The sequence below is a fragment of the Paenarthrobacter sp. AB444 genome, from assembly GCF_028736865.1.
Lineage (GTDB): Bacteria > Actinomycetota > Actinomycetes > Actinomycetales > Micrococcaceae > Arthrobacter > Arthrobacter nicotinovorans_B.
In genome coordinates this window covers 52922-76086 of sequence record NZ_JAQZBY010000012.1, presented here as the reverse complement: position 1 = coordinate 76086, position 23165 = coordinate 52922, and the positions used below count along the sequence as shown (strand labels likewise).

Here is a 23165-nt window from a genome sequence, read left to right as displayed (position 1 = left end):
GCTATGGGCCGCCAATGGAGCACTAACTGTCCCCTAGTTGGGTGAGGCGCGTTGGCAGAGGGCCACAAAACCGCCCAGGTTTTCCAATCCCTCCGGATGCGTCGGGAGGTAGTTGGTCAGCTCAGGCGAACGGACGACGACGGCACGCCACTGGCCGCGCGACACCGCCACGTTGATGCGGTTGCGGGAGAGCAGGAACTCCATGCCCCTGGGAACCTCACCTGCAGCGGAGGCAGCCATGGCCACGATCACCACAGGAGCTTCCTGGCCTTGGAACTTGTCCACGGTGCCGACGCGGACTTTGTTCAGACCGACTGAGTGCAGTAGATGCTTGATGAGCTGGACCTGCGCGTTGTAGGGAGCTACCACCAGGATGTCGGCCTCGTCGAGGGAACGGCTTTGCGGTGATTGGGAGGGGTCCAGCCACGTGAGGCCCAAGTGCGCCTGTACTTGCCGCACCACTTCGGCCGCTTCCTCGGGCGAGCTGGTGGAGTTGCCGGTGTGCTGGACGTAGACACACGAGATTCCAGGTTCTGCACCGTCCAGCCGGCGATGCGAGGCTGCGGGAGCCGCCTCCAACCGGGAGTCATAGGACAGCTCCGAGACAGCACCGCAAAGTTCCGGATGCATGCGCCATGACAGGGCCAGGAAGTAGCCGAGCTCCGACGGCAAGGTGTTGTGGCCGTCGGACAACCAGCCCAGCGCGGACTCGTCAACCGGCTCGGGATGCGTCCCCTGGGTGACCTGCGGAAGCTGTTGGGGATCACCCAGGAGCAGGAGCCGCTTGGCCGCCCGCGAGACGGCCATGGTGTTGGCCAGGGAGAACTGGCCGGCTTCATCGATAACCAGCAGGTCCAGCGATCCTTCCGGCACTTCCTTGCCCACCATTGCCCAGGCGGTGCCGCCGATCAGGGCGCCCCCGGGCATGGACAGGGCCTCGCTGACGTCCGCCTTGCCGCAGCCGCTCCAGGGCACGGGGTCGTTGTGCCTGACCTCCTTGGCGACCCGCTGAGGGTCCACGCCGGCTTTCTCGACGGCGGCACACAGCATGTGTTCCACCACGGCATGGGATTGCGCCACCACACCGACTTTCCAGCCATCAGCCACGAGCCGGGCCAACACGTGCGCCCCCACATAGGTCTTTCCGCTGCCCGGAGGCCCCTGAACCGCAAGGTAGGAGTGGTCAAGGTCTTTGACGGCCACCGTAATGGCATCGACGTATCCGTCCGGCCCTGGTCCAACCTCGGGAAGCGCAGAAAGACTGCGTAGTCTGGGCGGTTGCCGACGGACCAGGTCAAGTGCAGGGTCCTTCGGCCACTCCGGGAGGGCAGCCCGGAGCCGCGTGGCCAGGGCTGCCAACGCTGCCCGTTGGCCGTTCGTGGGAATCGGGCTGTCCGGGGTCAGTGCCATGGGCAGTTGGCTGAACTCGGTGGAATCCTTGCGCAGGCCTTCGGCGATGGTGACGAATTCAAAGTCCCCGTCGTCGCCAACCTCGCTGACTTTCGTATTTCCCCAGCCGGCACGGCCAAGCACCGACGATTCCTTGGCCAGCAACGCATCCGGCAGCGGGGGACCGTACATTCTGAAATACGTCTTGCCCGGGTCCAGGCCCGCACCGTCCCCCGACCGTCCGAGCAGTTTGACCATCCGGACCGGGTTGCTGCGGGGGGTGGGTTTGGCCCAATCCTGCAGCAGCTCCGCGTGGTCCACAACGAAAATGTCCCTGGAGTCATCCCACTGCGAAGTGGGTTTCTCGAGACGGTCGAAGTGCCCCCACCAGTGTTGCTTGTCCTCGCGCCGGTGGTAGCCCACCCCTGCTGCGACAATTCCAATGGCCCGTGCATCAAGGCTGGAGCGTTCGTCTTCGGAAAGCTGCGCCAAGTACTCGAATAGGGCTGTCTCCTCGGGGGCAGCCTCGTAACCGGCCGCGTCCTTATCGCCGTTCCCGCGGTCATCGGGTTCTTCACTGGGCGAGCCCGGCACGATGGAGCGTTCAGCGGCCCGGGCCAGCAACCAGTTGCGCAACTCCAGCGTGGAGAGGCAGTCATACTCGTTGTAGTCCCGAATGCTCTCGAGAATCCCGGTGGCCAGGGCGGCCTTGCCACTGTCCCGGGCCGTGCAGTAGTCGGCGTAGGCAACCACGGAGGCACCGGCGTCGGTCACGTCACCGGAACGCAAGTGCTGTCCCATGTACAGGGGTTCCAGCTTCTTGATGCTGTAGGAGTTCGAAGAGACCCGGATACTGTGCCGAACGGTGTCATAGAGATCCACCAGGACGCCTTGCTTGAGGAGGTCATCGACGGCGGTTTCGCCCATCACATGCGTCAGGGACAGGTTGCGCAGGGCGGTCTTTTCGTAGGCCGCGTAGTGGTAGATGTGCATGCCCGGGTACTGTGCACGGCGCTTGGCGACGTAGTCCAGGAAGTCGACGAAGGCCTTGCCTTCTTCAGCCCGGGAGTGCGCCCAGAAAGGACGGAATACCGGTGACGCCCCCGGTTCAACGGGGTTCTCCATGACGCCGAACAGGTATTCCAAGCCCCATTTTCCCGTGACCGGGTCCTGCCACAGGGGATCGCCCTCGAAGTCGAAGAAGATGTCGCCAGGGTCAGGTTCGGGAAGCCTGCCCAGCGTGTTGTCGGCCAGGACGTTGTAACTGACGGATTTGGACTCGCCTGCCTGATCCGTATAGCTGACCGTGCCATCAGGGGACCCGACGCCGGTCTGTAGCCGGGCTTGTTCGCGCAGTCGAAGCTGGGTGTGGTCGCCCTCGGCCGGCATGGCGGCCAGTTGGTCGATGGTGGTGACTCCGGCTTCCATTAGCTTTTTGCGCCGGCTGATCCGCATGCCTGCCACCATGAGCAGGTCCCGGTGCAGAAGGACCTGCTCCGCGCAGTAATCACAACGGCCACAAGCTGTGAAGCGGGGATCTCCCCACTCCGCAGCTCCGGACTCCGCCATGTGGGTCGCGGCCAGATCCAGGAACCGCTCGCGACGTTCCTTGAACACCGGCAAGATCTGGGAGAGAGGGTGGTCACTGTGCACCCGGTTCCCCAGCACCAGGGTGACTGTGGGATCCGGTGTGATGCCGGCCTTCAGGAGTTGGTCCCCGTAAGCGGCAAGCTGAAGGAGCGCCGTAACCTTGGCATGCCGGGCCAGCTTGGTATCGAAGACCGCATACTGGCCGCCAGGCTTCTTTACCAGGAAATCCGAGCGACCATGGAAGGTGCCATCAAAGAAGGCGGCCTGGAACACCACATCCGCTCCGGCAACCAAGGCGTTGATGGATTCCGCATGCTTGGCCCTCAGGGTGGCGCGGTCCATTGCGGAGGCGGGTTCGACGTCGTAAACGCCTTTGCCTGTAGCCGGGTCCCATGGCCCAAACTCAGCCACGAACTCGTCCAGGACCTTGTGCTCGTGGACATCTCCAAGCTCGGCAGTGCGTTCCAGCATGGCATCAGTGGGGAAGTCAGGCCGTGGTGTGCGGCCAAGCTTTTCATCAAGTTTCCGCAGCAACTGGTATTCACACGTAGCGGCGATAACGAGATCGCTGGCAGAGAAGACCAGGTCCTGCGGGGCGCCAGCCAACCCCGGATCGAGAAAGAACACCGAGGGCCACCTGCCTTCCTTGCTGTGAATACCCTTGTTAGCCAAGCTATCAGCGGGCCCCGACAATTTAGCGTGCCGCAGCTTTAGACTGCCCCCATGACTGAATCGACCCATGCCACGGACGCAGCCTTTGAAGCCGCCTACCAAGCCGCACAAAAAAGCCTCAGCGAGGGCGGAATCCCCATCGGGGCAGCCTTGGCCCGCGACGGAAAAGTCATCGCAAGCGGACACAACGAGCGCGTCCAGCATGGCGACCCGATAGCCCACGGCGAAATGTCCGCGCTGCGTGCCGCGGGACGGCAGAAGAGCTACCGCGACACCACGTTGTACACCACCCTGGCACCTTGTGCGATGTGCACGGGAACCATCATCCAGTTCAAGATCCCCCGCGTGGTGGTGGGGGAGGCCGCGACCTTCCCCGGTGAGTTCGACCTCCTGCGTGCCCGCGGCGTTGAGGTGATTGTCCTGGACGATCAACGTTGCGTGGACATGATGCGCACCTTCCAGCAAGAGCACCCTGAACTGTGGGCCGAGGACATTGCCGAGGACTGAATTCCTTCTGTTCACGGCTACCTGCCGGGCGTAATCTGGCATCATCGGCGCCGGTGCCGAAGGACCCCCATCCGCAGCATTTCCGAGGACCCCGCAGCTCCCGCGTCGATGAACCCAATCGATGAAGGAGGACCCATGAGTGTCGTACGTGAATTCATGACGACCGATGCCAAGTGCGTCGTCGAGGACCAGACTCTTGAAGTAGCCGCCCGCATGATGCGGGATATGGACTGTGGTTCACTTCCCATCTGCGGCAACGACGGCAAACTGACCGGCGTCATCACCGACCGCGACATTGTGGTCAAGTGTATTGCCGAAGGAAAGGACGCCCGAGAGGTCCTGGCCAGGGAACTCGCCCAGGGCAAGCCGTACTGGATCGACGCAGATGCCAACGTGGACGAGGCCATACGGATGATGGAAGAACACCAGGTCCGCCGGCTTCCCGTCATCAGCAACCACGCCATGGTGGGCATCATCAGCCAGGGGGATATTGCCCGCAACTACACCGAGCAACGCGTCGGTGAAATGGTGGAGCACATCTCCGCCAAGGAGCACATGGCCCACTAGGATCCAGTCGCCAACATCCAGCCGCCGCGAAGCGCTCCGTGGAGGAACGCCTCGCGGCCCGTTCCTCCGCACCAACGCAGCCGCCCACACATGCCCCGACCTGAAACTGTCGGCCCAGTGAGGCAAACTGTCATGGTGACTTCACATCTCCAACACCAGTCAGCTGATTCCGCCATCCACGCACAGATCGCCGAAGAACTAGGCGTCAAAGCCTGGCAGGTCAAGGCGGCGGTGGAACTGCTCGACGCCGGATCCACCGTCCCCTTCATCGCCCGCTACCGCAAGGAAGCCACCGGGACGCTCGATGACACCCAGCTCCGCGACCTTGAAGAACGGCTCCGCTACCTTCGCGAGCTCGAAGAGCGGCGGAAGGCCGTCCTCGAGGCGATTGCCGCCCAAGGAAAGCTGACCCCGGAACTGGAAGCCGCCGTCGTCGGGGCCGATACCAAGGCCAGGCTGGAAGACATCTACCTGCCCTTCAAATCGAAGCGCCGCACCAAGGCCCAGATCGCCCGCGAAGCCGGGCTCGAGCCGCTGGCAGACGTCCTTCTCGCCAACCCGCAGCTGGACCCGGCCACCGAAGCCGCGAAGTACCTGAATACAGAGCACTCCATTGACGACGCAGCCACAGCGCTCGCCGGTGCCCGTGCCATCCTGGTGGAGCGCGTGGGCCAGGATGCCGACCTCGCCGAGGACCTGCGCGAACGCCTGTGGAAGCAAGGGCGCATGGTGTCCCGGGTCAAGAAGGGCATGGAAGCCGAGGGCCAGAAGTTCAAGGACTACTTCGAGTTCACGCAGGTGCCTTCCGGCATGCCTTCGCACCGCGTCCTTGCCCTGCTGCGCGGCGAAAAGGACGGCGTCCTTGAGCTCGACCTCGCCGAGGCAGACCCGGCCGACGACGCCGCCCTGGCCGCCGCCCGTGGCAAGTACGAGAACGCTGTGGCCAAGTGCCTTGGGGTTTCGAACCAGGGGCGCCCGGCCGACACGTGGCTGACGCAGACAGCGCAGCTCGCCTGGCGCGGGCGTATTCTGGACCGTCTCACCACGGACCTTCGTGGCCGCATGTTTGCCGATGCCGAAGACGAGGCCGTGCGTGTTTTCGCCGCCAACCTTCGTGACGTCCTCCTCGCGGCGCCGGCGGGCAACCGCGCAACGCTCGGCCTGGATCCGGGCCTGCGCACCGGCGTCAAGGTCGCTGTGGTGGACGGGACTGGCAAGGTAGTCGCCACCGACACCATCTACCCGCACGCTCCGGCGAAGAAGTGGGATGAAGCGTTGGCCACGCTTGGACGGCTCGCCAAGCAGCACAACATTGAACTCGTGGCCATTGGCAACGGAACCGCGTCCCGTGAAACGGACAAACTGGCCACCGAACTCATCAAATCCCTGGAAGCGTCAGGATCGAAGGGAATCCAGAAACTCGTGGTGTCCGAGGCCGGAGCATCCGTCTACTCCGCCTCAGCGCTCGCGGCATCCGAACTCCCGGGCATGGACGTGTCCCTCCGCGGTGCCGTGTCGATTGCCCGCCGGCTGCAGGACCCCTTGGCCGAGTTGGTGAAGATCGAACCCAAGTCCATCGGCGTCGGGCAGTACCAGCACGATGTCACGGCTGCGAAGCTCGACCGTTCCCTGGATGCCGTGGTGGAGGACTGTGTCAACGCGGTGGGTGTGGATGTGAACACGGCCTCGCCTGCGTTGTTGAGCCGCGTGGCAGGCGTCGGGCCGCTGCTCAGCGAGAACATCGTGGCCTACCGGAATGAGAACGGTCCCTTTGTCAAACGCAGCGATCTGAAGAAGGTGCCGCGCCTCGGTGCCAAAGCGTTCGAGCAGTGCGCCGGCTTCCTTCGGATCACCGGCGGAGCGGAGCCGCTGGACGCCTCCAGCGTTCACCCCGAGGCCTACTCCGTGGCCCGCAAGATCCTTGTGGCGGCCGGTGGTGGCCCGGCCACTGCCCTGGACCCGCAGGCATTCGTTGACGGTACGTTCGGCCTCCCGACGGTCAAGGACATCATGTCCGAGCTGGAGAAGCCCGGACGTGATCCGCGGCCCGCGTTCAAGGCGGCATCGTTCTCGGAAGGCATCGAAAAGATCTCCGACCTCAAACCCGGCATGATCCTGGAGGGCACAGTCACCAACGTGGCCGCGTTCGGTGCCTTCGTCGACGTCGGGGTGCACCAGGACGGCCTCGTGCACGTCTCGGCACTGTCCAACAAGTTCGTCTCCGACCCCCGGGAAATCGTGAAGTCCGGCCAGGTGGTGCGGGTCAAGGTGCTGGAATCCGATCCCGAACGTAAGCGCATCTCGCTGACGTTGAGGCTCGACGACGAACCCGGCACTGCGGGCGGCCGCACCTCAGGCGGCCGTACTTCGGCTGGTCCGCGTGAGGGGGATCGTCGCGGAAACCAAGGAAGGCCGCAGCAGGGCAACCCGCGACAGGGTGGGCCCCGCCAAGGTAAGCCGCAGCAGTCGCCGGCCGCTCCGGCCAACACAGCCATGGCCGAAGCCCTGCGCCGGGCCGGGCTCGGCAAGTAGGGAACCCCGCCGTACTACAAGCAACGCGGGGTCACTTATGGCCCATCCAGGGGTGGATTTTGGGCCATAAGTGACCCCGCGTTGCTTCTGGGCAGCCAACGTCTTATCCGCTCGAACGCTTCCTTCCTGATGGGTTCCGGCGACAGGAAGATGTCGTGGAAGGCGTTGGGCAGCCGGCTCACTGTGACGGTGTCCGCCAAGGACAACGATCGGTGGGCCACAGCGTCCACATTGAGGGCTACGTCTGCGGTGAGGGCATCGGCGGACCACTTCGGCTGCAGGTAGCTCTTATCCGAAAGCATCACAAGCACTGGCACGTCGATGCCCAGGCCTGCGGCCACCCTGGCCTGTCCGCGGAATACTGCGTCCAGGAAGGCGGGCGTGAGTGGGAATCCGCGATCGGGACGCCAATCGAGGTTGTAGTCCCATTCACCGTCCAGGGCCGCCGAGACTGCCCGGGTGTAGATCCCCGGATCCACGGGAGGCAGCGGTGTCAATGGATGGAGTTTGGCGTGCAAGCCCACTAAGGGTGCAATGGCTCGGCGTCCGAGTTCGGTGGCTTGGAACTCCAACCACGGGCTGTTGAGGATCAGTGCGGAGGCCACCCCGGGGTGACGGGAAGCCCACAGGCTCAGGGTGAGGCCGCCGGTGGAGTGGCCGAGGAGGATGAGCGGCCGGTTCTGGGTCCCGGAGCGGCCCATGGCCTCCAAAGCTGCGGCGATATCGGCGTCGTATTCGGCGAGGTTGGTCACGAAGCCCGGGACCAGGCCCGGCCTGAGGCTGCGGCCATAGTTGTGCAGGTCCAGGGCGTGGAACCGTGCGCCTGCCCGGTGCCAGAACTCGGCGAGGTGGCGTTGAAAGAAGTAGTCGGACCAGCCGTGAACGTAGAGGACATCGGCGTCGAGGCCAACGCCCTCAGAAGAGTCAGCAACCCATTCCGGGCCGGTGCCAAGGTACCTCACCAAGGTGGCGACAGCACCGCCGTCGAGCTCCAAAGTCTGTTGCTCGAAACCCTCGCCAAGAATGTCCGGTACCCACGGCTGCGTCATGGATCCGATCGTAGCGGTTCACTGGTGCCGGAGCTTTTTTCCTTCTGCCATGGCCAGCGGCCGGTGATCTCCAGCTCCAGCGAAAAGCTGAGGAAGGTCCGGATGAGCACGATGATCGCCAGGACGCCGACGCTCTCGAAGGTGGGGGTTACGGCGACGGTACGAATGATGTCGGCGGCCACCAGGAGCTCCAAACCCAGCAAGATGGAGCGTCCCAGCAATTGTCGATAGGCGCGGTACGGCGTGAACGGTTCCAGTCCCGGGGCGCGTTGGGGTTGGTAGCCACGGAGGGCCATGGGAATGGAGACCAGCGCTCCAATCACCATGACGGCCACGCCCGCAGCGTCCATGTACCTGCCAACGGACTCGATGATGTGCTGGAAATCCATAGCCCTCCCTGTGTTGGTGGAACGCTCCGCTACAGCGCCGGTGCGGGGACCGGGAAGAACACCCGGGGATCCTGCAGCAGCGCGGGGTAGTCGAAATCAGAGCGCTTGATGACGTTGGTGACCTCGAAGTTGCGGGCGAACCGGCCATCGACCGTGATGGGACGGCCATGGATCAACCCGACGGCGAAGGTGCTGCCGCCGTCGAACGGGACCGCGATCTCTGTCTTGCCGGGAAGGGTGCTGAAGGCCTTCTCCTGGGCCTGGCGCTTGCGCGTGGGCTTCTTTTCCTGCGGCTTGACGGGACGCTTCTTGGGGCCGCCGACTTGCCGCCGCGACTTCTCCTCGGCGTAAACGAACTGGTATTCCTCATCCGTTGAAGGAGCAGCCGAACGTGCCTTGCCATGGGGCGGCATGCTCACGGTGGTGAGCTCTTCGGGCCTAAGGTCCCCGACGGCGGAGCGCAGGATGAACAGGCGGTCCTCTTCGGGATCCTCCGGGTGGAATTCGTGGTTGGGCTCGGGCCACACGTATTCCAGCTTCTCCTCGGTGCCCGGGAAGAGCTGCGCGTAGTGCTTGGGACCCTTGCTGATCAGCTTGGAACGGTGGCTGATGTGCAGGTCCTCGTGTCCCAACCAAGGCGGCATGATGATCCTGGAGGCGTAGTCCGGGTGGGCCGCCTGCGGAGCGAACTCGGCAATGTTGCTGCGCGTGTTGTCCGGGTGGCCCCGTTCCATCCATTCGTCGGCCATGGCCAAGCCGTAGAGGGTGAGGGCCGGAACGTGCCCCATCCACATACGGACGGCCGGGTGGGACTGCCAACCATACTCCGGGATCACCAACGCGCGGAGGACCTGGAGGGCTTCGACGCGCTGTTTGCCGAGCCTTGAAGTGTCGAGTGCCGCGGCGCTCTCACGGAAATCGGCAAAGGGGAGGAAAGTCTGCATCCTTTCAGTCTGAGGGTGCCGGGCGTGAGAACCAAGTTGAGTGCTCCGGGACACGTGCCCGTGTTCGGGCCTAGAGTTATCGGGTGGAAACTATTGGCGAGAAAACAACCACCACGGCACCCCCGGTTGCCGAACTGCACCTGCACATTGAAGGGACTCTCCAGCCAGAGCTGATCTTTGCCCTGGCCGAACGCAACGGCATGGAACTGCCGTACGAAGATATTGAAGAACTGCGCGGGAAGTACGAATTCTCGGATCTGCAATCCTTCCTGGACCTCTACTACGCCAACATGGCTGTCCTGCAGACTGAGCAGGATTTCACCGACATGACCCGCGCCTACCTGGAGCGGGCAGCCGCCGGGGGAGTCCGGCACGCGGAGATCATGATGGATCCCCAAGCCCACATCTCACGGGGCGTGGCGCTGGAGACCTGCGTCAACGGAGTGGCCAACGCCCTGGCAACCTCCGAAGAGGACTTTGGCGTCTCTACCCTCCTGATTGCCGCGTTCCTGCGGGACATGTCCGAGGAATCTGCCCTTGAGGTGCTGGAACAGCTCCTTGCCATGCATGCTCCCATCGCGGGCATCGGCCTGGACTCAGCAGAGGTGGGCAACCCGCCGTCGAAATTCGAGCGCCTGTACCAGCGTGCCGGCGAGGCGGGGCTTCGAAGGATCGCCCACGCCGGCGAGGAAGGGCCCGCCTCGTACATCGCGGAGGCGCTGGATCTGCTGCACGTTGAGCGGATCGATCACGGCATCCGGTGCATGGAGGACACCGATGTGGTGCAGCGGCTGGTCGCCGAGCAGGTGCCGCTGACCGTTTGTCCGTTGTCCAACGTCCGGCTGCGCGCCGTGGACAAGCTGGAGGACCACCCGCTGCCGGAAATGCTGGCCATTGGCCTGAACGTTTGCGTCAATTCCGACGACCCCGCCTACTTTGGCGGCTACGTGGACGATAACTATGAGCGGCTGGTGGAGGTCTTGAAGTTCTCGGTGCCCGAGCAGGCTACGCTCGCGGCCAACTCCATCCGCTCGTCCTTTGCTTCGGACGCACGAAAAGCAGAGCTCCTGGACGAGGTGACCGAATGGGTCAAAACATCGGTGACGGGCGCCTGAACCGCTGCAGCCGATACCCGTACATCACTTGCGCCGCTTGTGATGTCACACTCAGTCACGACACACGCTGTTTACCTGCTGCAGTCGCGGGAATTAACAATTCATTGGCAAACTGCAAGGGAATATCCCCCGTAGAAGGAGAAGCATGGGCGCGAACACCGCCGAGAACACCAACCTTCGTCTGAAGGCCGTCCTGGACATCCTCGCAGAGGGCGTGTGGTCCGGGACAACGCTGAACGCCGGCGAAGTGCTGGCCGAAGCGACTGCACGCGTTCCTTTCAACGACCACGAGGCCGAGCTGCTCAGCGGCGGCATCCCGCGCGGCCACAAGACCCTCACCACTGCCTCGGCCAAGCTGGTCAAGGCAGGCTGGCTGGTCAAGGGACGTTCGGGCTGGACCATCCCCGAAGACGGCCTTCGGGCGACTGTCGCGTTCGCGGATGTTGCAGCTTTCGCCGCAGCGCTCGACGCCGGAACACCGGTACCTGCCGACGTTCCGGTTCCGACTGCCCCGCCCGCGAAGGCCAAGGCCAAGCGCGTAGCCGCTCCCAGGCGTGCCGCCGCGAAGAAGGAAACGGCGCCGAAGGTCGCGGCCAGCGAGGTGGCGGAGCCCAAGGCAGCCGCAGCCAAGGTATCGGCTCCGAAGGCAGCTGCCGCCACGAAGAAGCCTGCCAGCCGGAAGGCTCCCGCCAAGGCAGCGGCAACCACCGCCGTCGAGACCGTGCCGCAGCCGGACACCGTCGCGATTGCCGGTGACTTCAACAAAATCCTCGGCGCTCCCGAGGATTGGGCACCGCAGTATGACGAGGCGCAGATGACCTTCAGCCCCTTGGCGCAGGTGTGGACACTCACCGCCGAACTGCCGGCCGGTTTCTACACCTACAAGATCGCGCTGAACCGCTCGTGGGACGAGAACTATGGCGCGTTTGGCGCCCGTGACGGTGCGAACCACGAGTTGAACCACGACGGCGGACCCGTCACCATCACGTATAGCCACGCCACGCGGGACATCGTGGTGAGCTGATTTCGTTGGCCCCACTTTTTAAGTGGCGCAGCGCTGCCCTTGTTCGTCACTTACTCCGTTATGCGGGGGAGGGGACGGGCAAGGGCAGCGTTGGTTAAGGTTGGTCCATGAACTCTGCGGGGAAGCGACTCACTGCACGTGTCACTGGCGTCGTCCAAGGGGTGGGATTCCGCTATTGGACGGCCCGGAAGGCCGACGAATTGGGCTTGGCGGGCACCGTCCGCAACAACACTGATGGCTCGGTGGAGCTGGTGGCCGAGGGATCCGCAGGCGACGTTGACCGCATGGCTAGGTGGCTTCAGTCTTCCCAGGCACCGGGTCGCGTCGAAAGCGTTGACATCGACATCTCCGAAGGTGCCGGAGGCTTCACAGGATTCCGGATCGTCGGCTAGGGCCCGGCGAGACCTTAGGCGCCGGGTGAGACCGTCATGAGTCCGGATTCCTTCGCAGCCAGGAGCAGCTCTTCGTCGTAGGCCACCAGGGAGTCCGCCTGGAGTCTGATGGCGGTTGCCAGGTGGATGGCGTCGGCGCTGCGGAGTTGCCTGGGCAACGCGGAGGCATACATCAGATCCGAGCGCGTGACATCCACCAGGTTGATGCCCGCAAGGACATCGTTGACAAGGTCAAAGGGAAGCTTGCGGCGGCGTGCCGCGCAGTGAAGCTCGGTGTACAAAAGCATTGAGGCAACGAGGTGCCCTCCGGAAACTGTCGCATCGTAGAGGTGCGCGGCCAGGGTCTCGGATTCCTGCTCCTGCACAACGAGCTTCAAGATGGCGGAGGTGTCCGCGCAGACGATCACCGATCGCCGCGGAGGTCGGCCAATATCGCGGCAGTGGTCATATCGCTTTCGACGCGGGGCAGGAACCGGAAGTCCACGGGTGAGCCTGACGCCGGGCGAACGCTACCGGCCTGCAGCAGACGTTCAAACGGGGACGCGGAGGGCGGAATGAGCGTAGCGGCAACCTCGCCATTGTTCGTGACGTCGATGACCTCGCCATTTCTGACGCGTTCAAGGATCTTGCTGCTCTGATTGCGCAGCTCGCGATGCGGAATAGTTGTCATGTCGAACCTCCGTAGCAATCGTAGCACTGAAGCCGCGTGGCAGACTTTTGACAGAAATATATAGACTGGTCTATTTTTTTCACATGCCTTCTTCCTACCCCAAAGGACTCGCGACCCGGCAGCGTCTGGTCGAGTCCATGCTCGCCCTCATCCAGCTGAACGGCTACCACGGGACCGGGCTGAACACCGTGTTGTCGCAATCCGGGGCGCCGAAAGGCTCCTTGTACTTCCATTTCCCCGAAGGAAAAACCCAACTCGGAATTGCTGCTGTTGAATTGGCCGGCGAACAATCCGGCCAACTGGTCAGTGAGGCAACCGCGTCATCCTCATCACCGGAAGATGTCGTGGACACGCTCGTTGGTGAACTCAAGGGCATCCTCGAGAGAAGCGACTATCAGGCCGGATGTCCGGTCTCATCCGTTGCCTTGGACGCGGCCTCGGAGAACGAAGTACTTCGGGAGGCCTGCAGCCAGGTGTATGACGCTTGGATCAACGCAGTGTCCAGCTATCTTTCAACGTTTGGGCTTGGAACGGATCAAGCGCATCCTCTGGCAACATCCATGATCAGCCTGGTGGAGGGCTCCCTCATTCTGTCCCGTGCCCACAAATCAACCCAGCCATTGGACGCCGCCGCCGGCACGCTAAAAGTGCTGATGAATGCGATTCACAAGGAGGCAAGCGCATGAGCTCCCGCCATGCTTTGGTATTCGGAGCCACTGGCCATATTGGAAAATGGCTGGTCCGTGAACTCCTGATGCAGGACGTGACCGTGACGGCTGCGGTACGAACCGGGCATTCCTTCCAGAAATTGACCGATTGGCTGGCGAAACACGGTGCGGACGGAAGCCTGACGCACGTCCTGGTGGACTTCAACCGCGAAAACCTGGGCCGGGATCCGGCGTCGAGCGTCTTCCGTACGGTGACCGAAGTCCACAACCTCGCAGGGGCGTTCGCCTTTGGCATGACCGCCGAAGCGGCCTACGCCGCGAACGTCAGCAGTGCTGAGGGCGTGGTCCGCTTCGCCGCGGAACTTCCGGCGTTGACCAGGCTGGTGCACCTTTCGGGTTACCGGGTGGGTGGCCAGGACCCGTCCGGGGTGCCGTGGAGCGAATCCCGTCGCGCCAAGCTCTACCATCGTTTAGGCGCGTATGAGGGGTCGAAAGTAGAAGCCGACGCTGTCGTGCAAGCAACAGCGACGTCCCTGGGCATCCCTTTCACCATGGTCAACCCGGCCACGGTGATCGGCGATTCGGTGAACGGAGAATCCGGGCAGGTGGTTGGCCTCGCAACCACCGTCTTGGACCTTTTCCATGGAAAGCTGCCGGCGCTGCCCGGAAATGACCGTACGTTCCTCCCGGTGGTCACCGCCGACTATTTGGCCTCCTTTATGGCGCTGATTCCCGCTAAGGCCGAGGCCGAAAACGCCTCGTACTGGGTGCTCGATGAAGCCACGCCGCCGCTTCCACAGCTGCTGGCAATGCTCGGGCAGCACCTCAACGTCAAGGTTCCGCGGCTGAGGATCCCCAGCGGCCTGCTGAAGAGACTGCCCGCCAAACTCACGGGGGCAGATCCGGAAACGTTGACGTTCTTGTCTGAGGACCGCTATCCGACGACGGCGGCTCTCGCCTTGGCGGAGGCGTCCGGATTGCACCACCCGCCGGTGGAAGTTGCCCTGAAGCGCTGGGCTGACTACCTGGTGGCGACCGAACCCGCCGCGAGGGAAGGCCGTGTCGCCTCGATGTAGTGCTCAAGTGTCCGAAGTGCCGGCTGGGACGAAGAGTCGCGGACCGCATCTGCGCCAACGGCGTTCGCTACAGCCAAGGCGTGTGCGTGCTCAAGTCCATCTTGCAAGGCCAGTACCAAGGCTGCGCAGAAGGCATCGCCCGCCCCAATGGTGTTGGCGATGTCCGTGACGCGGACGGCGGGGGCTTCTGCCACCCGTTCGCCGTCCACGAAGATCGCCGAACCCTCACCGCCGTAGGTCACGGCTACCAGCGGGGCGTTCTTCAGTGCCGGGATGAGCTCGTACTCGGTCTCATTGACGATCACCAGGTCGCAACGTTCCAGCAGTTCCGGAATGATCGGTGCGGCGGGGGCTGCGTTCAGCGCGAAGAAGCCCTTGCTGGCCCGTGCTGCTTCCAGCACCACGTGCTGGTCCACCTCCAGCTGGCACAGAACGGCCTCGTGCTCCTCGAACGTGACACCGTCCAGCGACACCGCGGCGTTGGCACCCGGGCACACCACGATCTGGTTTTCGCCGTCGCTGTCCACCAGTACCAGTGCCGTCCCGGTTGCCTCGTTCACCCGGGCGACGCTGCTGATGTCGACGCCGGCGGCGGCCATTGCGTCCAGAAGTGACCGCCCGGCGTCGTCCTGGCCTACCGCCCCCACCATGCGTGAGCTGCCTGCGAGTCGGGCCGCGGCGACGGCTTGGTTGGCGCCTTTGCCGCCGGGCTGCTGGCGGAGGACGGCGCCACCCACCGTTTCGCCGGGGGAGGGGAGGCGGCTGGCTGTGGCCGTGATGTCGAGGTTGATGCTGCCGACGACTGTGAGGTTCGACGGCGAAGCGGGCGCGGCAGAATGAACGGTATTGCTCATGGGAAATCCTTTGGGGTGGGTCAGCTGTGCGTGAGCTTCAGGAGGACTGGATGACGGAGAGGTGCCCTGCCTTGGCGGCAACGAGGCATTTAGCCAGGTAGAACGGTGAGCCCTTCCGCCGGACGTACTGGGTGAGGACCAGAACGGGATCGGACGGACGCAACCCGAGCAGTTTGGCGCGGCTGGGGCCAGCGGTGCTGAGGCTGATTTCGCACTCACCCGGGCCCAAGGGCGAGCCCGGCAGTCCGCTGAGAACTTCAAGGAGCGTAGCTGCCGAAAGGGTGGGTGCTTCGGCGGCTTCTTGAAGGGCTGACGCCTCGGGGATGTCCTGGGCGACGTTTTCCTGCAGGTGTGCCACGGGTTCGCCATCGCGTATGAGCACGCTTTCCCAGAACCACACGTCCTGATCGGGCTCAACGCCAATGCCCGGAGCTACGAATTCGGAGGCCGGTTGCTTGATGGCGGCGACGCGTTTGACCTGGATGTCCTGGTCGGGACCACCGAGGAGCTGGTCGAAGGGCCGGATGTGTTCAATGCCAATGCGGGGGAGCGAGTCGGCCACGAACCTGCCAACGCCCCGGCGTGCCCGGGTGAGTCCGTCTTCTTCCAGCAGCATCAGCGCTTCCCGGATCACGGTGCGGCTGACGTCCATCATGGTGCCGAGTTCGGTCTCCGTGGGGAGCAGGGAACCCGGTGGCAGGATCTTGGTCCTGATGGCTTCGGCGATGCGGGAGTACGCGGCGACGCGGAGGGGCTGACCCGGCTGGGTTGCGATGGGTCGGGACAGGAACTGGACGGCATTGTCGGTCAAGGGTGCCTCACTTGGAATGGGTTACCGACACTGTACCCGAAGAGTGTGACAGGTTGCACAAGCTCGTAATACATGCTTGTATAACAACTCACATCTCGCGGCGCCGCCCTGCGCCCTCGGACAAAGGAGTTTGATGTGAACATCCCCAACGCCACAGGCCAGCAGACGGTAGATCCGTTGGCCCCATCCTCGGAAGACCCCAACACCACCTCGGACGAGGGCCGGATCCACGGCAAAGCCGCAGCCATGCTGATTTCCACGCTGGTGCTGGCTGTGCTGGCATTCCAGCTCAACGCCAGCATGATCACGCCCGCCCTTCCGCACATCGGCTCCTTCTTTGGCGAGACCCCCGAAGCCGTCGCGCAGGTGCAGTCGATGTTCTTCCTGGCCGGCGCCATCTCCGGGCCCGTGATTGGCCGTTGGAGCGACTTCATCGGGCGCCGCAATGCGCTGCTTCTGGTGTTGGTGATCATGGGAGCCGGAACAGTGCTCTGCATCTTCGCCCCCACGCTGCCACTGCTGGTCACCGGCCGCTTCATGCAGGGTGTCTCCAGTGCCATCTTCGCGCTGTCCTACATTGTGCTGAATGAGTACCTTCCGGCGCGGCTCTTCGGTACATCCATCGGCATCATCGCCGCCATCAACGGAGGCGTTGGCGGCGTGGATGGCTACTTCGGCGGACTCATGGCCGAGACCTTGGGTTTCCAGTCGATCTTCGTCGCCGTGCTGGTACTGGCCGCGATCGCCGTCGTCTGCGTCATCAAAGTGGTGCCGGGCGGTAAGTCGGCGGTCGCTCCGGGCCGCATGGACTGGTGGGGAGCGGGTTCGCTCTCCGTGTTCCTGGTCTTCATTACCTACTTTGTTTCCACAGGGTCCTCCGCTGGCTGGACCTCGCCGTCCGCCCTCGGTCTGCTCGCCGGCAGCATCGCGTCCTTCACTGCTTTCTGGCTCATCGAAAAGAAGCGCGACACTCCCTTGGTAGCCGTGCACCACCTCCGTTCGCGCCAGGTGTGGCCGGTCATCGCGACCACCGTGCTGACCCTCGCCGGAATCTTCGCAATCATCAACTTCACCGTGGTGCTGCTCAGCCAGGACAAGGTGAACGGCTTCGGCCTGCCGGCCTCGGTGGCGGCGCTGCTGTTCCTCACCCCTGCCGCGCTGATCGGCGTGTTCGCCGCTCCGCTGGCCGGTTGGATCGCCGACCGCCGCGGCTGGATCAAGACCGTCCGTGTCGGCACTGCCAGCAGCCTTGCCTGTGCCATGGTCGCGGCTTTGTTCGCCAACAACCAGATCGCGGTACTCATCGCCATTGCCGCGCTGGGCATCTTCTACAATGGCTTCTTCCTCACCGCCATTAATGGACTGTCCGTGCTGCTCTCGCCCAAGGAAGCACCCGCCGCACTACCGGGAATCAACGGTGCCTCCTTCGGTATCGGGGCGAGTCTCGGCGTCGTGGTCGTTGCACCGTTCGCCGGGCAGGGCACCGCAGCCGGGTACTCCGCGGCCCTCTGGATCTCGGTGTCCATCACCGCCGTCGCGTTCATCGTGAGCCTGTTCATCGCCGCGCCGAAGGGCGAAAAGATCTAAAGCACGACGCCGGTCCGCCGGTTTCGCGCGCACCCACCCTTACCCTCACCACCGCTCCACCTGAAACGAGAGACCATGACCAAGCCTGCCCCCTTCTTCCTCGACTGCGACACCGGCATCGATGACGCCCTTGCCCTTGCCTACCTCCTGGCCTCCCCGAGGGCCGAACTCGTGGGCATCGGCACCGTGAGCGGCAACGTCAGTGCGGCAGGCGGCGCGCGGAACACCCTGGACCTGCTGAAGCTGGCCGGCCATCCGGACATCCCCGTCGCAGTGGGCGCGCACGATCCCCAGGTGGGCACTTTCCATGGCGGTGCCCCGCATGTCCACGGCGACAACGGGATCGGCGGTGTTGACCTGGCTCCGTCGGACCGTGAGCCCGTGGAAGCCACAGCCGCGGAGCTCCTTGTCCAGCTGGCACATCGGCACGCCGGTGAGCTGCGGCTGGTGGCGATCGGTCCGCTGACCAACATCGCCCAGGCATTGCGGTTGGAACCGAAGCTGCCGGAACTCATCGCCGAGGTGACCATCATGGGCGGGGCCGCGCTGGCGCCCGGGAACATCACACCCGTGGCAGAGGCGAACATCGCCAATGATCCCGAGGCCGCGGCAGAGGTCCTCGCTGCCGACTGGGACATCACTCTGGTACCGCTGGATGTCACCATGACCAACGTCCTGGAAGAGAGCCACCGCCAGGAACTGCTGGCACACCAGCACCCTGTTTCCCAGGCGCTGGGCGACATGTTGGGCTACTACTTCGGCTTCTACGTGGATATCTTTGGCCGGGCGTGCTCTGCTATGCACGACCCCCTTGCCGCAGCCATTGCCGTCAGGGGAGTGGAGCTGGATGTTGCTCCGAAGGTCAGAGTAAAGGTGGACACCACTGATGGGCCGGGCCGCGGCCAGACGGTCTGCGACCTCCGTGGTCAATACGTCGGCTTCCCGGACCAGCGTGGCGCGCGGTGCCGGGTAGTGCTGTCCATCGGGGAAGAATTCGCGCCGCACTTGCTGGGAACCATGCAGGCGGCGTGGCTGAGCGAAGACCAGATGTCCGCGCCCGTCGCCTAACCCTCCCCCCACCCAACTAGGGGACAGATAACGTTGCTCTGGCACTCGGGAGCGACGTTATCTGTCCCCTACTTGGGTTAGGCGTACATGAGCGAGCCGGGAGTGGTGAGCTGCTCGCCGGTTTCGAGCCAGGTCTTCAAGCCGGACAAGATCATGGGCCAGCCGCCGTAGAGCTGGTCGTTGGCACCTTCGCGGAGTTGGTCGTGGGTCACTGTGAGATGGCAGGAATCTCCCACCGGCTCGATCTCCCATGTGATCCGGGACGTCCCTTCGGCCTTCACGTCCTCGCCCCACAAAGCGGTCATGGTCTGGACCAGCCGGCGTGGGGGATCGACCTCGATGTTCTCGCCCTCGCCCAGCGGCGCGTCAGCTTTGGGGTTGCGCATTTCGAAGCGGCTGCCCGGCGTCCAGTCGGAGGTTAACGTGTTGCCGAACTGGTACTTGCTCCGGATCTCGCTGTTGGTGATGGCTTCCCAGAGCAGTTCCGGCGTGGTCTTGATGTAAATTTCGAAGATCTTTTCCATGGGACTTTCCAATCTGGATTTGAGGTCGCTGAGGGCAGCGGCCCATGGTTCTGCGTACTTGCTCACCCAACGGTCGTGGATGAGGCGGATGGGGACCGGGTTCAGGAAGTGCAGCTTTTCACGCCCACGACGCCGGACCACCACCAGTCCTGCATCTTCCAGCAGCTTGAGGTGCTTTGCGATGCCGAAACGGGTCATCTCGAACCTGGCTCCGAGGGCGGTGGCTGACTGGCCGTCCTTAAGGAACAACTCATCCAGGAGTTCCCTGCGAGTGGGGTCTGCCAGAGCCTTGAACACGGCGTCCATGGCTTCAGAATAGGTGACTGTTTGGTCACGTGTCAACGGATTTTGGTGGGTTGCTCCGCGAGAAGGCTCCGCGAGATCGTGGAAATGCGGCGAGATCGCTGGTTCTTTGCAGGGGTGTTCGCAGGCTTCCCACGAGTTCGGCGGAGGGCTTATGCTGCTCCGAAAGTTTCCGAATTTTCATCGAAACAAACAAGCGCGCTTTGCGGCTGATTTGCGATTCCACACCCGTTCACTCCTAGCATTCGCCTGAAAGCCGCGCGCAAGCCCTGATTTGGGGCGATTATGTTACTCGCGAGTTTCCGATACTGGGCTGTTGTTATTGCTGAAACTTTACGATAGTTTCTCTCTGTGATGTGCGTCGCACTGTAAATCGGGGCGACGAAGCCTGAGTGAAGGACAATGATGACCATCCACCCTGAGGACGTGCGGACCGCAGAAACGCGGCTGCAGCAACTGCATCAGCGACTAGGCGGTATCGCCTACGGCGGGGACTACAACCCCGAGCAATGGCCACGCGAGGTGTGGCTGGAAGATGCCAAGCTCATGCAGCAAGCCGGGGTGAATCTGGTGACCTTGGCCGTATTTTCCTGGAGCCGCTTGGAGACCAGCGACAACGTCTTCGACTTTGAATGGCTGGACACCGTCATGGACCTGATGCATGAGCACGGGATCGGCGTGGACCTGGCTACGCCCGATGCCGTGCCACCGGCCTGGCTCATCGAGCAACACCCGGACATCATGCCGGAGCGCCCCGACGGCAGCGTCTTTGGATTCGGATCCCGTCAACACTTTGATGTCTCCCACCCGGCGTACAGGGCCAAGTCACTGGCCCTGGCCGAGAGGATGGGGGAGCGCTACGCAAAGCATCCGGCGCTTCGCATGTGGCACGTGGGCAACGAATACGGACCGGTGTCATACGGGCCGTGGGCCGAAAAAGCGTTCCGGGAATGGCTGCAGACGAAATACTCCTCCCTCGACGAACTCAACGAGGCGTGGAGCACTTCAGTCTGGGGCCAGATCTACTCTGACTGGAACCAGGTCCGCGTCCCGGCCCAACCCCGCACCTGGTCCAACCCATCCCGCCGCCTGGATTTCCATCGCTTCACCTCGGACAGCATGCTGGCGCACTTCAAGGGCGAACGTGATGTCCTGCGGCGACACAGCCCGGACCTGCCGATCGTCACCAACTTCATGCGTTTCTACAAGACCAACGACTACTGGGCATGGGCTGCCGAAGAGGACGCCGCCGCCCTGGATATCTACCCGGACCCGCGGGACGAGGACGCCCATATTGCCGCCGCGTTGAACTTCGACCTCATGCGCTCCCTCCGCCAGGGGCAGCCTTGGATGGTCATGGAACAGGCCACGGGCGCGGTGAGCCAATGGTCCATCAACGTCTCGAAGCTTCCCGGGAAGATGCGGCTGGGTTCATACCAAGCCATCGCCCAGGGAGCAGACTCCATCCTCTTCTTCCAGTGGCGCCAGGCCAAGGGCGGCACTGAGCGCTATCACTCGGCCATGGTGAACCATGCAGGCCCGAATACCCGGATCTTCCGGGAAGTCTGCGAGCTCGGCCAGGAGTTGAAGTCACTCGGAGGGCTGACCGGCACCCGCTCCACTGCGAAAGTTGCGATCGTTTTCGATTGGGATTGCTGGTGGGCACTGGAGTTGGGGAACTCGCCGCGCTCGGACCTGAACTACACGGAAGAAGTGCTGCGGTTCTATCGCCCGCTCTTCGAAGCCAACATCACAGTGGATTTCGTCAGTGCCAACTGTGACCTCTCCCCGTACAGCCTGGTGATCATGCCGGCGTCGTACCTGCTCACCGATGCCGCCGCCGCAAGGTTCGAAAACTACGTCTCGGAGGGCGGGCGCCTGGTGGTCTCGTACCTCTCGGGCATTGTTGACCAGGACAACACCATCCGCTTGGGAGGTTACCCGGGCGCATTGCGAAACGTCTTGGGCGCCTGGAGCGAGGAAATGCATCCGCTGGCCCACGATGGCGAACAGGTAAAGCTGACAACGGCCGACGGCGGTACCTCCTCAGCTGATTACTGGACTGAGCATCTGCACACCGAAACGGCGCACGTCGTGGCCAGCTACGCTTCAGGCCGGCTGGCCGGTTCGCCGGCCGTCACCCGCAACCCGTTCGGGGAGGGCACGGCGCTGTACCTGTCCGCCAGGGTTGAGCGCCGGCTCCTCCAGCAGCTGCTCGACGACGAACTTCTCTCCGCTGGGGTGAAACCGACACTGGAAGCGCCCGCGGGAGTCCAGGTCCGCCGTCGTTCCGGCAACGGGCTGAGCTTCCTGCTGATCCTCAACCACAACGACGCGCCGGCTCTGGTGGACGTTCGCGACGGCGGCACGGACCGGATCAGCGGACGCGTGGTTCAAGGGCGGACAGAGGTACCAGCCAATGGCGTCCTGGTTCTCGAAGAAGGAGAAGATTCATGGCACTGAGACTGGACTCCGCGCCAAAGGCAGTCCTCGGCGGGAAGCCCGACGACACCAAAAAGAGGCGCAACAAGCCAGGAAGTTGGAAGCTGGCCCTCAAACGCGACTGGCGTCTTTACACGCTCTTGGTGTTGCCTCTTCTTTACCTTCTGATCTTCAGATACCTGCCAATGGTGGGCAACGTGATTGCCTTCCGCCAGTTCCAGCCTGGCGGGAGCATTTTCGGTGAGAAGTGGGTGGGCCTCAAATACATCACCCTGTTCATCAACGACCCGAGTTTCTGGCAGGCCTTTCAAAACACGATCATCCTGGGCGTGTTGACCCTGATCTTCTGTTTTCCCATGCCGATCATTTTCGCCTTGATGCTCAATGAGTTGAGGTCACAGAAATTCAAGAAGTTCGTACAGACTGTGGCGTACCTTCCGCATTTCATGTCTGTCGTCATTATCGCGGGCATGATTCTGCAGAACTTTTCCTTGAACGGCACGGTGAACCAGATCGCGGAATCGCTGTTTGGAAGCACCGTGAACTTCACCCAGGATCCGAACTGGTTCCGGCCCATGTACATCAGTTCAGAGGTGTGGCAGACCATGGGGTGGGGAGCGATCCTTTACCTCGCGGCGCTGACGCGGGTGGACGAGTCGCTCTATGAGGCGGCCCGGATTGACGGGGCCAATCGTTGGCAGCAGACCTGGCATGTGACCCTGCCCGCCATTCGGCCGACAATCATCACCTTGCTGATCCTGAACATCGGTACGTTCATGGCGGTCGGCTTCGAGAAGATTCTGCTGATTTACAACCCTCTGAACTACCAAACCTCGGATGTCATCTCCACCTACCTGTACAGGGTGGGCCTGGAATCCAGCAACTTCAGCTACGCGGCCGCTATCGGAATGTTTGAATCCGTCATCGGCCTCACGCTGATCCTCTCAGCGAACGCGATCTCCAAGCGCCTCGCAGGAACGAGCCTGTGGTGA

General features: G+C 63.2%; 21 protein-coding genes. 12 read left to right on the top strand and 9 right to left on the bottom strand.

Annotated elements, in window-relative coordinates:
- Positions 1-33: 33 nt before the first annotated feature.
- Positions 34-3606, bottom strand: a complete 3573-nt coding sequence (locus PQ627_RS15245) for a bifunctional RecB family nuclease/DEAD/DEAH box helicase (protein WP_274262350.1) — start codon at positions 3604-3606, stop codon at positions 34-36.
- A gap of 96 nt (positions 3607-3702) precedes the next feature.
- Between PQ627_RS15245 and PQ627_RS15240 the strand changes: the two genes are divergently transcribed.
- The 3 genes from PQ627_RS15240 to PQ627_RS15230 all read left to right on the top strand — a co-directional run bounded on the left by PQ627_RS15240 (position 3703) and on the right by PQ627_RS15230 (position 7257).
- Positions 3703-4158: a nucleoside deaminase gene (locus PQ627_RS15240; RefSeq protein WP_274262349.1), complete on the top strand. Its 456-nt coding sequence runs from the start codon at positions 3703-3705 to the stop codon at positions 4156-4158.
- A gap of 135 nt (positions 4159-4293) precedes the next feature.
- Positions 4294-4725 (top strand): CBS domain-containing protein, encoded by a 432-nt coding sequence (locus PQ627_RS15235; RefSeq protein WP_262277669.1) that lies wholly within the window; start codon positions 4294-4296, stop codon positions 4723-4725.
- Positions 4726-4857: 132 nt separating this feature from the next.
- Complete coding sequence (locus PQ627_RS15230; RefSeq protein WP_274262347.1) at positions 4858-7257, top strand: Tex family protein; 2400 nt, start codon at positions 4858-4860, stop codon at positions 7255-7257.
- Between the two features lie 35 nt (positions 7258-7292).
- Here PQ627_RS15230 and PQ627_RS15225 read toward each other — a convergent pair whose 3' ends face one another.
- The 3 genes from PQ627_RS15225 to PQ627_RS15215 are packed head-to-tail and all read right to left on the bottom strand — an operon-like array spanning position 7293 to position 9639.
- Positions 7293-8306 (bottom strand): alpha/beta hydrolase, encoded by a 1014-nt coding sequence (locus PQ627_RS15225; RefSeq protein ID WP_274262345.1) that lies wholly within the window; start codon positions 8304-8306, stop codon positions 7293-7295.
- On the bottom strand, positions 8303-8695 hold the full coding sequence (locus PQ627_RS15220) for a DUF1622 domain-containing protein (RefSeq protein WP_274262344.1): 393 nt from the start codon (positions 8693-8695) through the stop codon (positions 8303-8305). The genes PQ627_RS15225 and PQ627_RS15220 overlap by 4 nt, the downstream gene beginning before the upstream one ends.
- Before the next feature lie 29 nt (positions 8696-8724).
- Positions 8725-9639: an MSMEG_6728 family protein gene (locus PQ627_RS15215; RefSeq protein ID WP_274262343.1), complete on the bottom strand. Its 915-nt coding sequence runs from the start codon at positions 9637-9639 to the stop codon at positions 8725-8727.
- Positions 9640-9722: 83 nt separating this feature from the next.
- On the opposite strand from PQ627_RS15215, the gene PQ627_RS15210 reads away from it, so the two are divergent.
- The 3 genes from PQ627_RS15210 (at position 9723) to PQ627_RS15200 (ending at position 12170) form a co-directional block, all read left to right on the top strand.
- On the top strand, positions 9723-10754 hold the full coding sequence (locus tag PQ627_RS15210) for an adenosine deaminase (protein ID WP_274262342.1): 1032 nt from the start codon (positions 9723-9725) through the stop codon (positions 10752-10754).
- Positions 10755-10899: 145 nt separating this feature from the next.
- Complete coding sequence (locus PQ627_RS15205) at positions 10900-11778, top strand: pullulanase X25 domain-containing protein (protein ID WP_274262341.1); 879 nt, start codon at positions 10900-10902, stop codon at positions 11776-11778.
- Between the two features lie 107 nt (positions 11779-11885).
- Complete coding sequence (locus PQ627_RS15200; protein ID WP_274262340.1) at positions 11886-12170, top strand: acylphosphatase; 285 nt, start codon at positions 11886-11888, stop codon at positions 12168-12170.
- 14 nt (positions 12171-12184) lie between these two features.
- On the opposite strand, the gene PQ627_RS15195 is transcribed toward PQ627_RS15200, so the two are convergent.
- Together PQ627_RS15195 and PQ627_RS15190 are read right to left on the bottom strand one after the other, a co-directional pair.
- Entirely contained in the window at positions 12185-12577 is a 393-nt protein-coding gene (locus PQ627_RS15195) for a type II toxin-antitoxin system VapC family toxin (protein WP_274262339.1), read from the bottom strand.
- Positions 12574-12840 (bottom strand): type II toxin-antitoxin system Phd/YefM family antitoxin, encoded by a 267-nt coding sequence (locus PQ627_RS15190; protein WP_144662461.1) that lies wholly within the window; start codon positions 12838-12840, stop codon positions 12574-12576. The genes PQ627_RS15195 and PQ627_RS15190 overlap by 4 nt, the downstream gene beginning before the upstream one ends.
- 83 nt (positions 12841-12923) lie before the next feature.
- On the opposite strand from PQ627_RS15190, the gene PQ627_RS15185 reads away from it, so the two are divergent.
- Entirely contained in the window at positions 12924-13526 is a 603-nt protein-coding gene (locus PQ627_RS15185; RefSeq protein ID WP_274262338.1) for a TetR/AcrR family transcriptional regulator, read from the top strand.
- Complete coding sequence (locus PQ627_RS15180) at positions 13523-14584, top strand: SDR family oxidoreductase (protein WP_274262337.1); 1062 nt, start codon at positions 13523-13525, stop codon at positions 14582-14584. The genes PQ627_RS15185 and PQ627_RS15180 overlap by 4 nt, the downstream gene beginning before the upstream one ends.
- Here PQ627_RS15180 and PQ627_RS15175 read toward each other — a convergent pair.
- Both PQ627_RS15175 and PQ627_RS15170 read right to left on the bottom strand, forming a co-directional pair.
- A complete protein-coding gene (locus PQ627_RS15175) occupies positions 14530-15438 on the bottom strand; it encodes a ribokinase (RefSeq protein ID WP_274262336.1) in 909 nt (302 codons plus the stop codon). The two genes, PQ627_RS15180 and PQ627_RS15175, sit on opposite strands and share 55 nt — an antisense overlap.
- Positions 15439-15475: 37 nt before the next feature.
- Positions 15476-16249: a GntR family transcriptional regulator gene (locus tag PQ627_RS15170; protein ID WP_274262335.1), complete on the bottom strand. Its 774-nt coding sequence runs from the start codon at positions 16247-16249 to the stop codon at positions 15476-15478.
- A 135-nt stretch (positions 16250-16384) separates the two neighbouring features.
- Between PQ627_RS15170 and PQ627_RS15165 the strand changes: the two genes are divergently transcribed.
- Both PQ627_RS15165 and PQ627_RS15160 read left to right on the top strand, forming a co-directional pair.
- A complete protein-coding gene (locus PQ627_RS15165) occupies positions 16385-17836 on the top strand; it encodes an MFS transporter (RefSeq protein ID WP_274262334.1) in 1452 nt (483 codons plus the stop codon).
- A gap of 75 nt (positions 17837-17911) precedes the next feature.
- The gene (locus PQ627_RS15160) at positions 17912-18904 is read left to right on the top strand and encodes a nucleoside hydrolase (RefSeq protein WP_274262333.1); all 993 of its coding nucleotides are present in this window, start codon (positions 17912-17914) and stop codon (positions 18902-18904) included.
- A gap of 77 nt (positions 18905-18981) precedes the next feature.
- Here the strand turns inward: PQ627_RS15160 and PQ627_RS15155 are convergent, their stop codons facing one another.
- Positions 18982-19734: an ArsR/SmtB family transcription factor gene (locus tag PQ627_RS15155; protein WP_274262332.1), complete on the bottom strand. Its 753-nt coding sequence runs from the start codon at positions 19732-19734 to the stop codon at positions 18982-18984.
- A gap of 402 nt (positions 19735-20136) precedes the next feature.
- On the opposite strand from PQ627_RS15155, the gene PQ627_RS15150 reads away from it, so the two are divergent.
- The gene (locus PQ627_RS15150) at positions 20137-22194 is read left to right on the top strand and encodes a beta-galactosidase (RefSeq protein ID WP_274262331.1); all 2058 of its coding nucleotides are present in this window, start codon (positions 20137-20139) and stop codon (positions 22192-22194) included.
- A complete protein-coding gene (locus PQ627_RS15145) occupies positions 22185-23165 on the top strand; it encodes an ABC transporter permease (protein ID WP_274262330.1) in 981 nt (326 codons plus the stop codon). Before PQ627_RS15150 ends, PQ627_RS15145 begins: the two co-directional genes overlap by 10 nt.